Here is a 12185-nt window from a genome sequence, read left to right as displayed (position 1 = left end):
CGAATTGCTCAGCTGCCCGGGGCAGGTATGCCTCGTCCCAGGCGTTTCGTGGCCAGGTGCTTCATGGCGTCAGCGGGCATTTCCCCTGTTCATGGCGTTGATATCGGTCGGATCTGATCCGGCGACACAAACGCGAGTGGCTGCACCGGCTCCGTGCCAGGTTCCGCCGGTATCTTGTATCAGGCCCTGAATTATTGAGCCGCTAAAGGGCGCCTCTAAAAACTATCCGTGTGTCAGCGCGGCGTTAAAAACAGGCTCAAAATGCTCATTTACAGTACGTAAACTCCGCTCTTTCGCCTGTTTTTGCCTTGCGCTGGCTGCCTCACCAACGTTTTAAGAGAGGCCCTGAAGTCGTGCACGACAGGCTGGGCTTTGATTATTCGCGGTCCTGATTACATGGGGCGCATACCTTATGCAAGAATCGATCAAGTTCCTCGCTGAGTTCTTCGTCTTCAGGCGCTGAACCGAAGCCTCCATGCGGCATTGCCTCGAAAACATGCAATTCTGCGGCAACGCCCGCTTGCCGAAGACGGCGGTGCATCCGCACGGCATTGGATAAAAACAGATCACGGGTACCCGATTGCAGAAATGTAGATGGCCATCCATCGAGGTCGGCAAATAGTGGTGACAGATAGGGGTGCGCGAGATCTGCCCCATTGGCATAAAGAAGGTTGCACGCCATCAGTGAGCTTGGTAGGCGCACATCCACGAGCCGATTGACCTCAAAGCTATCGCCTGACTCGGTAAGATCGACCTCTGGTGACAAAAGCACTAAGCCCGCAGGCAGGGGGATTTCCATGTCGCGAGCCTTGGCAACGAGCGCGGCAGCGAGATTGCCGCCAGCGGATTGGCCGCCGACGACAACCTGACTGTGTTGTTGCAGGACGTGTTGGTACGTCGTCACGCAGTCGTCTAATGCCGCCGGGAAGGGGTGGTCGGGAGGTAGGCGATAGTCGACGGAATAGCAGCGGATGTTATGGCGTTCGGCGATTATGCGTCCTGCCTCGCGGCATGCACTACCGCCACCGCTGATCAATGCGCCGCCATGCAGATGGATGTAGGCCGATTTCGAGCAATGGTTCGCGGCAGGCGTGGCGATATGAACTTGCGCATGTCCGATCTGCACGGTCATGACCGTTGCACTGGATGCGGTCGCACGCGCCTCTAGCATTGCGTCATATTGGGCCCCAATCACTCGTTGAAGCGCCCGCCATGCATCATGATCTGACAGTGCGGGCAATGTATGGCCTGCGTTGTAGGGCATGCCCTCGGGGCTGACGAGTTTGGCCAATACCGCGCGTGCCTCGTCGCTGATTGAGCGAGGAAACGGCATGATGCGCTCCGGCACTTTCAGTCCATCCGGTTGCTTATTCAAGGTTTATCCCCTGCTTGTACTGGTTGGCCCTGAGGTGTGGAAAACGCCAGTTTCCGCTGTCATGGAGCTGCTACTTGCGGGTGGCCATCGTGTATCTGGTGTTCAGATGCAATCGCTGCGCTCGCGTCGACGCTCGCCCGAACAAGGCAGTCCCTAGCATCACCGCGGTGCAATCTCTGGGCAGGTCGTTCGCCCGCGGCTTGCCCGTAACGCTGCGCAGTGCCGGCTGCAAAGCCGTCCAGGGTGGTATGGACGAGCAATCATAAGCAGGCCGCCGAGCAGTAGCCAGCTTCAGAAAGCAATTGGCTGTCGATATGGCACTGTGCAGTCTTCGTTCTTCGAAATGAGCTGTCGTTGCCGTCAGGTTCATGGGGGCTGTGATTGAGTGCCGTAAGCTGGAGGCGTCTACGGGCGGGGCTTCAGGCTCAAGTCGACAGTGAGCGCATTGGTCGGTGGGGCTGCTCGAGGCTCGCGTGCGTAGCCTGGAATCGGGTTCCGCCGGGGGCGCCTATTCGAGTGTCGCACCAGTTTTACGCCGACCATAAAAAAGGCCTTGGAGATCAAGGCCTTTTTTGATTGTTTGGTGCCCCGGGGGAGACTCTCCCCAAAGCGGGCAGCATTGTGCACATAACGGCAGTTGCGTGCAAGTGGCGGATTACCTGATTGTTACGGTTATACGGTCGGTACAGGAGAGGGCAGCAAATGGCTGTTGCGTGGTACTGTTTACGCCATTTTTACGCCAAGGGAGGCGGTAGGCGTGGCGTCATTCAGGAAGCGCAGTGGCGGCTGGCGGGCCGAGATTGCCAAGCGCGGTATCAGGGAGTCGCAGACCTTTTCAACTAAGGCTCAGGCACAGGCCTGGGCTACACAGCGCGAAGCCGAGATTCTCGCCGGCGTGCCGGGCCATGTTACGGGCGTGGACTCGACTCTGTCAGATGCGCTCATGCGGTACAAGCGCGAGGTGTCGCCGAGCAAGGCGGGCCAGCGCTGGGAAGAGATCCGCCTAGACAAGCTGAACAACGAGCTGCCGTTCGTGGGCCTGCGAATCGGCGAAGTGACGGTCGACCAGATTGCCGAATGGCGTGATGCCCGGTTGAAGTCGTTGAAGGCGCCGAGCGTGCGGCGCGAGATGACGCTGCTGTCATCTGTTTTCGAGATCGCCAAGCGCGAATGGCGCTGGTGCTCGGCCAACCCGGTGCGGGAAGTAAAGCGCCCAGGTAACGGGCGGCCTCGCGATCGGCGAGTGCTGGCTGATGAGGAGCACCGGCTGCTGACCCGGTTCGGCTATATAGAAGGTCAGGTGCCGGTGACGCTGCTGCAGGAATTGGCCTACGCCTTCCTGATCGCGCTGGAAACAGCCATGCGCCAGGGCGAAATACTGTCGCTCACCAAGAAGAACACGCACCTGGCGCGGCGGTATGTTCGGCTGGATCTGACGAAGAACGGCGACAGCCGCGACGTACCGCTGAGCAAACGGGCGGTCGAGCTGCTGGCGGTGCTGGTGGATGCTGCTGAGGGAGATGAGCTGTTCAAGCTCAGCAGTGGCACAGCTGATGCGATGTTCCGGCGTATTCGGGATGAGCTGGGGATTGTCGATCTGCGGTTTCACGATACCCGGCATGAGGCGACCACCAGGTTGGCGAGAAAGCTCGATGTGCTCGACCTGGCCAGGATGACTGGCCACCGTGATCCGCGATCGCTGATGGTGTACTACAACGCCACGGCCACCGAAGTGGCCGGCCGGCTGGATTGATCAGGCAGCCTTGCGGCGCTGCCTGGGGGTAGGGAGCTTGCTGCGGTTCTGCCTGGCCCAGGTGATGACTTCGGCGGCGAACCAGCGCTTTGCCGCTCGAGCGCCGGTCAGGCAGGGCTGCAGCGGACTGGGGAAGTCTGGCCTGGTGACCACGCGGCGCTCAGTTGTGTCAGCCGCCAGCTTCAAGTAGCTGGCAATATCCTCGGCAGTCCAGAGTTCATCAGCCTGATTGACACGCGGGCCGCTTAGCTGGTCTACCAGTTGCTTGAGAGCAGCTAGCAGCTCGGAGGGTTGTGGATCTGGTTGAGGGCCCATTACCGCTTACCTCCCTTTCTACGATTCTTGCGGGTGCCGCCGTGGGCAGTGGCTCGCCAACTGACGAAGGTGGCCAGGTTGCCGGCCTCGTTGCCGAGTTTGTCGATGGTCTGATCCATGACGGCGTACAGCTCATCGAGGTCGGCTTTCTGAATGATCTTCGTACTCTCGATCAATACGCGGCCATCAGGCGTCTTGATCACATACTCGACCAGCCAGCGCATGGGTTTGCGCGGGATGGTGCCGGTATGTCGCGCGCCGCGGCCTTGTGGCATTTCAGTGTTGTGGAAAATGGTGCAGGTCATGCTGCACCACCTTCTGGCATCGCCAGTACCGTGCCCACGGGGTAGTAGTCGTGCGGGCCCATGCCGGGGTGAGCCTCCGCGTTGAGGTCGCGAATTTCTGGCCAGCGTTTCTCATCCTTCAGCTCGCGCATCGCAATGCCCATCACGGACTCGCCCGGGTTGGTTGTGTATGTCCGAAGCGGGAGTAGCTGGGCAGGAATCAGTGCGACAGGGCCGATCTTCATGCTCACGATTGTGCGCATGGCTGCGGTGAGCATGTCGTTAGCTGTGTGCCCGCCGCGAATCCCAGCCTCAAGGTAGCTCGCTCCATTGCATTGGAAGTCCAGGTGCAGGCGCACCCGCCGGCCGTGTTTCTCCAATAGCGGCCAGGCTTGTGCTGCGTCCTGGTCTGGCCACCAGCGCGTGGCGCGACCGTTGATGTTGGCGAACACGCCAGGGCCGCTGCCGTATTGCCCGGGCTTGATATACAGGTCGAGGCCTTCGGCGGTGCCGACCGCCCAGGCGAGGGCGCCGCCGGTGAGTGTGGAGGTTTGCATTTCGACGAGCTGGGTCATGCCGCCACCTCGCTCTGCTGCTGATCCACCAGGTTGGCGCGCACCAGGGCGGCGGCGACTGGTGGGCAGACGCTGTTGCCGCACATGCGCACCTGGCTGGCCTTGCTGAGCCGTTTGCCCGTGGCCGTGCGGGTGTGGATGTAGTTGGCGGGGAAGCCTTGGGCTGCGTAAAGCTCGTGGGGCTCCAGCATGCGCATGCCGATATCGACGATCTGGTAGGGCTCACCCTTGACCATGACGAGGCCGATGCGGTCTTTCGTGGTGATGGTGTGCAGCGGCTCGGCCAGCGTCTGCCCCACCGCGGTGTCGTAGTACTTCAGCAGGAAAGCTCGGACCTCGCCCAGGTGGTTGCCGGAAGCGGTGACGGTGTGCAGCGGTTCGCTCGTTGGCTGCCCGTCGCGGCTTGTGCCGCGCAGTTTGATCAGGCTGCTGGCCACCAAGGCTGATTTGCCTCCGCCTCCGGCGGTGATGGTGGCCAGCGGTTCGGCTGCCGCGTGGCCGATGCTGCCGCCGAAGTCGCGCTGGATATGGGCCAGCACCAGGGCGTTGTGGTCGACCGTGGTAACGGTCGGCGCTGGCTCGCCAAGCGCCGCGCCCGGGCCGGTGTAGTTGCCACCGTAGTGCTTGGCCAGAAAAGCCGCGACCAGGCCGTGCTTGCCGCTGGCGACCACGGTGCCGAGTGGCTTCTGTAGGTCGAGCGCGCGTGGTGCCTGCCCCTCACGCTCCCCATAGCCGAGTTGTACCAGCGTGGGTGCTACGACGGCGAAGTGCCCGCCTTTGACCTGGGCGCAGATGGTGCGCAGCGGGTCTTCCACCGACATGTTGCGCTGGCTGCTGCCATTTGCGTGCTCGGTGATGAATGGAGCGAGCGTGGGCACGACTACGCCGGTGCCCAGCTTGCTGGTGATCGTCTGCAGCGGTTCGTCCAGGGGTTGGCCGCGAAAGTAGTCATAGCCATGGTTGACCTTGACCAAGAAAGGCTTGTCGCTGTCGATGACGTAGCGCTGAATGCCCCGGGCGATACGCCGCAAGGTGGCTTCAGCCAGCGGCCGCTTGCGCTCGAAGATGGACGGGCACGGGAGCGACCAGTCGATGATGTCCGCCGCCAGGCGCTGAGGCGCGGCCTGTTTTGCCTTGACCTCGATGCTGGTTGCGGCCAGGTGAGTCGGCTCAGGCCATACGATGGGCATGCCGTCGCAGCGCGCAATCAGAAATAGGCGTTTGCGGATGGTGGCGGCGCCGAACTGGTTCGCGCGCAGCTCGCGCCATTCCACCTGGTAGCCGTGTCGGCGCAGGGCGTTCACGAAGCTCTTGAAGGTCCGGCCTTTGTTCTTCGGGCAGGGGCGACCCTCGGCGAGCGGCCCCCATGTGACGAACTCTTCGACGTTCTCCAGCATGATGACGCGCGGACGCACGGTGGCGGCGTACCGGATGGCAACCCAGGCGAGGCCGCGGATCTCCTTCTTCACCGGCTTGCCGCCCTTGGCCTTGCTGAAGTGCTTGCAGTCCGGGCTGAACCAGGCGAGGTCTACCGGCCGACCGCCAGTGATTTCGCGCGGGTCCACCTCCCACACACTCTCGCAGTAGTGCTTGGTGTGTGGGTGGTTGATCTCGTGCATCGCGATCGCTTCGGGGTCGTGGTTGATGGCGATATCGACCGGGCGGCCCAGGGCCATTTCGATGCCGGTGGATGCACCGCCGCCGCCAGCGAAATTGTCGATGACCAGGCCGCCGAAGTTGAAGCTGGGTTGTGGGTGGATGCGGAAGGTGCTGGTCATGCTGCACCCCACTGGACATAGTGGCGAGGTGCCGGCAATCTCTGCGCCTGAATCAACTCTTGGAGCTCTTTCAAATGGATCTTGATAAGGAGATATGCCTGCGTTTCAAGCCTCTGGGATGGCTCAAGCAAGCTTGGGGCGCCCCCGTCCTCCTTATCGTATGTTTTTGTCTGTGGGTCGTCCTGCTCTGGATGCCATGGGACGCTTACGAGATGGATTGGCCGGCGTGGGTGCAAGCTATCGGATCGGTGGCTGCTATCTTGGTTGCCATTCAGGTGAGCGATAAAGCGCGCGCTGACTTGCAACGCCAGAGAGATGAAGAATTGGCGAAGCGGGATGCTGAGACTCGGGCTGCTGACCATGCACATGCTGTAAGGCTTGACGCATTTCTTGCTGAGTTGATCGTGTCTCTCAAAATGCTGAAGGAAGGACAGTCGGATACCGAAGCAATTATTGGCCATGAACTGGTCAAAGCGTTTGAGCGCACTATGGAGCGTGCTCAGACGGTGTTTGATACCGATACCAGTCCCGTAAGGATGCGCGTAATAGCGCAGTGCCGATTTAATTTCTCGTCCATTCTTGTCCAACTCCAAAGATGTGAAGAGAAGGTTGGAGATGAGCGACTGTATGGATTTGTGCAACGAGGAATTGATTCGTTTTCTGCCCATCGAAAAAAGCTTTCGCACTGCTCCGGTCTGACAGAGCACTACAGTCAGGTCGAACCCCTGCGGCAGTGATCCATTCACATTGATCATGGGGTGTTCGTCCTTTTCGTTTTGCCTGTAACCAGCTCGTGATCAAACGGCACGGTGAAACCGGCCGCGTTGCGGTGGCCGCCTCCGCCGTACTGTTTGGCGACCTCGGATACGTCGAGCCCTTCGGGCAGGCTGCGCAGGGAGAAGACGCGGCCATTCGGGGTGTCGCTGTAGCAGGCGGCGAAGAGTTCGCCCTGGGCGAGGACATGGCCGGCTTCGCTGGCCATGAAGTGGGGGCAGTTTAGGGCTGGGACGTCATGACCGCTGATGATGAGGCGGCGGGTGTTTGGCACCAAGTCGGCTACGTCCTTGGCTTGCTTGCGCAGGATGCCGGCGCCTTCTTCATGCAGGTCATGGAAGTCGCACTCCATGAGATCGTCCCAGGTCTCGAACCGCTGCGGGAAGGTGAAGAGGCTGGCCATGACCCTTTCGGTACCATAGATCTCGAACCGCCAGAGGTCGCGATCCTCGATGTGATTGATCAACCACCGGCGCTTCGATCCGGGGTAGAAGAAATCCCAAGCCAATCCAGCGCCGCTGCGCTGCATATCGAACACGGCGCCGAGCGGCTGCTGAGCTTCGAGCCACTCGCTGTAGGTGGCTGGTGCGGCAGGAAGCTCGGCCAGGTCTTCGGCGGCGCTCTTGTGGTGGTCGATGATCAGGATCGAGCGGGCGGACTGAGCGAGCTGCAGCAGCTGGTCGCGCTTGTAGGAGAAGTCCACGATGATCACGTCGCGGCCTTCGACCTCGGGTGCGGGCTCGCCGTATTTGCCGGGGTGAAAGTCGACGTTCTCAGCGCCCAGGGCCTTGCGAACGACCCAGGCGGCGCCGAAGCCATCGGCGCAGTTTGCGTGGTAGATGCACAGGGTCTTCATGCGGCGGCCTCCTGCTTGGCGACGTGCTGCATGGCTGCCTCGTAGCTCATCAGCATGCGATGGCCGGGGCTCTCGGCGACTTCGCTGTTCGTCAAGTACAGCGTGTGTTGTTTGTCCAGCGCGTCGCCGGGCTGCCAGTTGTCGACGATCTTGCTGAGCCCCAGCGCTTTGGCGATGCGATCGGCATTGCGGGTTTTGCCGCAGGCCTGCGGGCCCTGGACGATCACGCTGCGTCCGCCGGCGGCTGGTGCTGCGGGCGCGGTCTCTAGTTGCTGCAGGCGTGATACCAATGCCTGCAGCTGCTCGCGGGTGGCGTTGGTGTCGCGTTCGCGTTGGATGTTGCCCAGGTGCTTATGGACTTCGGCAGCCTTCTCCAGCTGCTTGATCGCGCGCCGCACCCACAGCAGTTCGTGGTCGCTCAGGCAGCGCTGGGCGAACAGCTTGACCCGGGCGTCTGCGTCTTGGCTGATCGACTCGAGGGCGTGCTGGTGGTCGTGAATCAGGGTCAGGCGCTGGCCCTTGAGGCTGGTGATTTCGAGAGCCTGTGCGTTGACGCTGTGCTGCAGCTCGTCAATCACGGGCTGGCGGGCCTGGCTGCCGGCGCTGTAGCCCTGGGCGCGGATGCGTGCTTTGGTGGTGCGGATGATCACCAGGTGAATGGCAATGCCGATAGCCAGGCCGACGAGCAGGCCGATGGCGAGTAGTTGGATGGTCGGGTGCATGTGCTGTGCCTCGATGGTGGTAGGAGGCCGGCGTGATAAGCGCCGGCCGGTTGCTGCGGTGGGTTACTTGCCGAGCTGGAAGGTGCCGATGGTCAGCGGCACCAGGCCGCCGATTTCGGTGCCCAGCACGTTCTTGAACTCTTCGGCGAACTCTTCGCGCTGGGCTTCCTCACCCACCCAGCGCAGCTTGAGCACCGGGGCGTTGTCACCGGTGATGACCGACAGGCGCAGGGTGATCAGCGCGGGCGCCAAGCCCTCGTACGGCACAGTGGTGAAGTGGAAGCTGGTGGGCAGGGTTTCCAGGCTCCTGGCTTCGATTTCGTCCATGGCGCTGCGGCTGGCCGAGAGGTCACCGACAGCGCTGTCACGCTGGCTGGTGGCCTTGATGGTCATGCGGCGGATGCCGTTGATGGCGGCAACGATGTCGAGCTTCTCTTCGCCTGCACTCGCTTCGATGTTGCGCGCCCAGTCTTCCAGCCACTCGGCCAGGGCCTGCTGGCTCAGCTTCTGACCGACAATCGCTTCTACCGCCTTGAAGGCCGCGGTGGGCTTGAGCGTGAGGGTGGCGGTGTCGTCGGCATGGCCGGCGGTATCCGGGGTGCCGAGGTTGAACAGCACCTGAGCACTCATGTTGTCCTGATTGATGAAACCGGACGGGCCTGCTGCGCTGAGGTTGTCGACGTGATTGGTCACGTACTTGCAGAAGTCGCGCAGGGAGTGGGTCTTGAGAGCGCCGCGAAAGCTGTTGCGCAATTCCTGGTATTGCTCGAGGTCGAGGGTACGCGCGCCTTCCGGGAGCACCGCCAGGGTCGCGCCGCCAGAGATTTCAATGCGGGTGCCGGAAGCGATCAGGGCCTGGGCTTCGATGTGCTGCAGGGTTTCTTTGTTGAGCATGGAGCGGGTTCCTTCTTGGTAAGTGGGAGGTGTGCGGTGAGTCAGTCGCGTGCCACGACCGGGGCGTCTTCACGCTTGAAGAGCTGGTCGGTGGGATTGGTCTGGAACAGCTGCAGGCCTTCTTCGGTGACGAACAGCGGGGTATCGAGGGCAAGGTCTTCGCCTTTCTTGCCGCGCTTGGTGGGCTGCACGAACGCCAGCTTGTGGTTCACGCTCACTTGGTTGCTTTGGGCGATCTGCTTGAGGCTGAAGGTGAGGGTGACCGAGCCGGCCTTGCCGGTGTCGATGACGCCCGCGGCCACGTCGCTCAGGGCGCGGCCTACTTGCTGGGCGAAGACGCCGGCATTCAGTGAGCCGATGAAGTCGGCGGTATCGGTTGCTTTCATGTGCTGTGCCTCTTGGTGGTGGCCTTGGTGTGGCCGGTTATGCCGCTTGTTTGGCGGCGTGCTCTTGCTGGCGGTCGAGCCATTTGGCGAGGTTGGTCAGGTAGATGACCCAGGGCGACCGCTTCGAATTGGGGTCCAGCTTCCAGAGCTGGAGCTGCTGCAGGTGGCCTGCGGCGATCTTGCGGCGCAGGTAGGCGACGCTTTTGATGTGCGGCAGGTGGTCGGCCAGGAACTGCTCGGCAGTGATGTAGTTCGCGCCGTAGCGTTGGCGCAGTTGCTCGAGCGTGGTTTGCGGGGCCTCCGTCATGGCTTGGCCTGCGGCTCGAAGCGCGTGGCGACCAGCTGGACCAGGCCCTCGATGGACTTGGCGCGCTGGCGGTACACAGGTTCGCCGCGGGCGTTGACGACCAGGGCGAGGTAGGGCGACTGGGTTTTCGGCTCCAGCGAGACGTAGGGCAGGTGACCGAGCGGCGTTACGCGCACCAGCTCGGCGTACAGCCGGCCGAGCTCCTCGCGGTGCGGGTAGGCGGCGTTGAGGCGCTCGATGGCCTCGGCGCTGGTGTCCGCCAGCGTCTTGCCGCTGAGCGCGGTGGGATGCTCGACGTGCACGCTGGCCAGCTTGAGGGCGCCGATAGCGTGGCTGATTGGGCTGTTGCTCATGCTTGGCTCCCTGCCTGACGCGGCGGCATGCGGCGAATGTGGATGCCCAGCAGTTCAGCAAGCCAGGCCACGCCATCCTCCGTGGTCATCACCACCGGGTAGTGCGATATCTTGCCGATGCGCGGATTCCAGCGGCCTCGGGTCTCGACGAACAGCCGGCCTTCGACTCGCGGTGATGGGATCAGCTGACTTTCAGTGTTCAGGATTTTCAGCTCGCGGAGTTTCGTGCGCAGCTTGCGGTCGCCCATACCCAGGACTACTGCGGTTGCTTTCAAGTCGCGGTTCATGACGGTTACCTCAGGCGGCGAGCTGCTGGATGTGCTCGGCGAGCGAGAGGTACACGTCCTGGGCTGAACCGCTGCACAGATGCGTTTTACTGCCGTGGGCCGCTACTGCTGTGCGCTGGTTGCCCAGCCGTGAAGCATGCACGTTCACGATGGTGCCAATGCTTAGCGTGGTGCTGCCGCCCTGGTGGCAAATGGTGCGCAGCGTGCGTTGGTCGGCCGTGCTGAGTCCTGCTGCTGCGGCCTGTGTGGCGTTGCCTTCAGGGGTGGGAATGGCTGTCTCGATGCGGCCGTTGACCAGGTCTTCTATGAATATCTGGGCTTGCTTAAGAAAACCGGCCTCGTGGGGATCGAGCGTTACTTCGCCGGTGTTCTCGGCCAGGGCCACACGCAGGCGGATGCGGTGCGGTGCGCATTCGGCGTCGACATCGACGAAGACCGCATGGGTATTGTTGCCAGGGTGGACCAGCTTCAGCTTGGTGCTGCCGCCATGTATCAGCGCGGAGCGCAGCAGGTCGAGCGAAGCCATGGTGAGGAAGAGAGTGATCATGCCGCCGACCCTCCACCGAATGGGCCCCGTTTAGGCGGCTGAGTGGCGCGGCACTTGCTGGCGACGTAAGTGCAGCCGGCATCGTGCGCCAGGCGGCGCACTTCGAAGATGAAATCAGGAGCTATGTCGAGGCGGCCATAGGCTGCCGGGTGCATGTGCACCTGGCAGGAGGCGTTTTTTTGCTGTGCTGTGATCATTGCCGTAAACCCTTGGTAAGTGGGTACGGCAGACGTTAGCGGAAGCTAATTACATAGGCAAGACAATTTGCTAAATATTTAGCATTTCATGCTAATCAGCTGGTACGAAGCGTGACGACTTCACAATGCCGCCGACGTAGTGAATCAGCTCAATTTCCTCTGGCATCAGGAAGATAGGCTTCTCAGATGGATTGACACTGTCGAAACGGTACATGCCGTCGCGGAAGTAGCTGAATTCCTTGATCATGCTGCTGCCTGAAACAGTTTTGACCAGCACCTCGTCACCGGAAACGTATGGGTGGCTTGGTTCTATCACTACATATTCGCGGTGCTTGATGCGCGGGTGCATGCTGTTACCTTCGACCTGCAGGCCGTAGGCGTTGGGGTCTGTACTACCAATCAAGAGGAAGCCGTCTCCATGGCCTGGGGGGTAGTTCATTTCTTCGAAATAGCCGTCCATGCCGAGCTTGGCCTTACCAACAACGGGAACCTGGCCGACCGCAACCCTGAGCAATTCAGATGATGCGGGGTGGTATGGAGGAGAGGTCTCAACTAATACGGTCGTGGCCGGCTTGGGCATAACAAGCGTGCCTGCTTCAAGGCCGATCTTCTGCTCGAGCGTGCGCGCGGCTCTGTCGCCCATAGGGCGGTGACCGTTGATGATCTGCGAGATATAAGAAGGCTCGATGTCGTGCGCATGCGCGAACTTGCTGGCCTTCTGGTCGCCGATCAGCTCTTGGAGCACGGCTATTCGTAGCTTATTGATGTCCATGCCGCATATT

General features: G+C 61.5%; 16 protein-coding genes. 2 read left to right on the top strand and 14 right to left on the bottom strand.

Going from position 1 to position 12185, the window contains the following annotated elements; translation table 11 throughout:
* Positions 1-376: 376 nt before the first annotated feature.
* Complete coding sequence (locus BVH01_RS16235; protein ID WP_256562784.1) at positions 377-1375, bottom strand: alpha/beta hydrolase; 999 nt, start codon at positions 1373-1375, stop codon at positions 377-379.
* A 757-nt stretch (positions 1376-2132) separates the two neighbouring features.
* Here BVH01_RS16235 and BVH01_RS16230 point away from each other — a divergent pair.
* Complete coding sequence (locus tag BVH01_RS16230; RefSeq protein WP_075931324.1) at positions 2133-3128, top strand: site-specific integrase; 996 nt, start codon at positions 2133-2135, stop codon at positions 3126-3128.
* Here BVH01_RS16230 and BVH01_RS16225 read toward each other — a convergent pair whose 3' ends face one another.
* The 4 genes from BVH01_RS16225 to BVH01_RS16210 are packed head-to-tail and all read right to left on the bottom strand — an operon-like array spanning position 3129 to position 6080.
* The gene (locus tag BVH01_RS16225; RefSeq protein ID WP_075931323.1) at positions 3129-3443 is read right to left on the bottom strand and encodes a hypothetical protein; all 315 of its coding nucleotides are present in this window, start codon (positions 3441-3443) and stop codon (positions 3129-3131) included.
* A complete protein-coding gene (locus tag BVH01_RS16220) occupies positions 3443-3748 on the bottom strand; it encodes a hypothetical protein (protein ID WP_075931322.1) in 306 nt (101 codons plus the stop codon). Before BVH01_RS16220 ends, BVH01_RS16225 begins: the two co-directional genes overlap by 1 nt.
* On the bottom strand, positions 3745-4302 hold the full coding sequence (locus BVH01_RS16215) for a phage protein NinX family protein (protein ID WP_075931321.1): 558 nt from the start codon (positions 4300-4302) through the stop codon (positions 3745-3747). The genes BVH01_RS16220 and BVH01_RS16215 overlap by 4 nt, the downstream gene beginning before the upstream one ends.
* Complete coding sequence (locus BVH01_RS16210; RefSeq protein ID WP_075931320.1) at positions 4299-6080, bottom strand: DNA cytosine methyltransferase; 1782 nt, start codon at positions 6078-6080, stop codon at positions 4299-4301. The genes BVH01_RS16215 and BVH01_RS16210 overlap by 4 nt, the downstream gene beginning before the upstream one ends.
* Before the next feature lie 74 nt (positions 6081-6154).
* Here BVH01_RS16210 and BVH01_RS16205 point away from each other — a divergent pair, with 74 nt between their 5' ends.
* Positions 6155-6817, top strand: a complete 663-nt coding sequence (locus tag BVH01_RS16205; protein ID WP_075931319.1) for a hypothetical protein — start codon at positions 6155-6157, stop codon at positions 6815-6817.
* Positions 6818-6831: 14 nt separating this feature from the next.
* On the opposite strand, the gene BVH01_RS24680 is transcribed toward BVH01_RS16205, so the two are convergent.
* The 9 genes from BVH01_RS24680 to BVH01_RS24805 form a co-directional block, all read right to left on the bottom strand.
* Positions 6832-7710 (bottom strand): DHHA1 domain-containing protein, encoded by an 879-nt coding sequence (locus tag BVH01_RS24680; RefSeq protein ID WP_075931318.1) that lies wholly within the window; start codon positions 7708-7710, stop codon positions 6832-6834.
* A complete protein-coding gene (locus BVH01_RS24485) occupies positions 7707-8432 on the bottom strand; it encodes a hypothetical protein (protein ID WP_139317856.1) in 726 nt (241 codons plus the stop codon). Before BVH01_RS24485 ends, BVH01_RS24680 begins: the two co-directional genes overlap by 4 nt.
* Positions 8433-8495: 63 nt before the next feature.
* Positions 8496-9326, bottom strand: a complete 831-nt coding sequence (locus tag BVH01_RS16190) for a YfdQ family protein (RefSeq protein WP_075931317.1) — start codon at positions 9324-9326, stop codon at positions 8496-8498.
* A 41-nt stretch (positions 9327-9367) separates the two neighbouring features.
* Positions 9368-9712, bottom strand: a complete 345-nt coding sequence (locus BVH01_RS16185) for a hypothetical protein (protein ID WP_075931316.1) — start codon at positions 9710-9712, stop codon at positions 9368-9370.
* Between the two features lie 37 nt (positions 9713-9749).
* Positions 9750-10019: a pyocin activator PrtN family protein gene (locus BVH01_RS16180; protein ID WP_075931315.1), complete on the bottom strand. Its 270-nt coding sequence runs from the start codon at positions 10017-10019 to the stop codon at positions 9750-9752.
* Positions 10016-10372 carry a hypothetical protein gene (locus BVH01_RS16175; RefSeq protein ID WP_075931314.1) on the bottom strand — a complete coding sequence of 119 codons (357 nt, stop codon included), beginning with the start codon at positions 10370-10372 and terminating at the stop codon, positions 10016-10018. The genes BVH01_RS16180 and BVH01_RS16175 overlap by 4 nt, the downstream gene beginning before the upstream one ends.
* Positions 10369-10659 carry a hypothetical protein gene (locus BVH01_RS16170; RefSeq protein ID WP_083659494.1) on the bottom strand — a complete coding sequence of 97 codons (291 nt, stop codon included), beginning with the start codon at positions 10657-10659 and terminating at the stop codon, positions 10369-10371. Before BVH01_RS16170 ends, BVH01_RS16175 begins: the two co-directional genes overlap by 4 nt.
* 10 nt (positions 10660-10669) lie before the next feature.
* Complete coding sequence (locus BVH01_RS16165; RefSeq protein ID WP_075931312.1) at positions 10670-11206, bottom strand: hypothetical protein; 537 nt, start codon at positions 11204-11206, stop codon at positions 10670-10672.
* Positions 11207-11494: 288 nt separating this feature from the next.
* Positions 11495-12175: a S24 family peptidase gene (locus BVH01_RS24805; RefSeq protein WP_075931311.1), complete on the bottom strand. Its 681-nt coding sequence runs from the start codon at positions 12173-12175 to the stop codon at positions 11495-11497.
* Positions 12176-12185: the final 10 nt, after the last annotated feature.

The organism is Pseudomonas sp. PA1(2017) (assembly GCF_001945375.1).
In the GTDB taxonomy this organism is placed as follows: Bacteria; Pseudomonadota; Gammaproteobacteria; order Pseudomonadales; family Pseudomonadaceae; genus Aquipseudomonas.
Note: the sequence above shows the minus strand (reverse complement) of the source record. Positions and strands in the feature narration are given on the sequence as shown.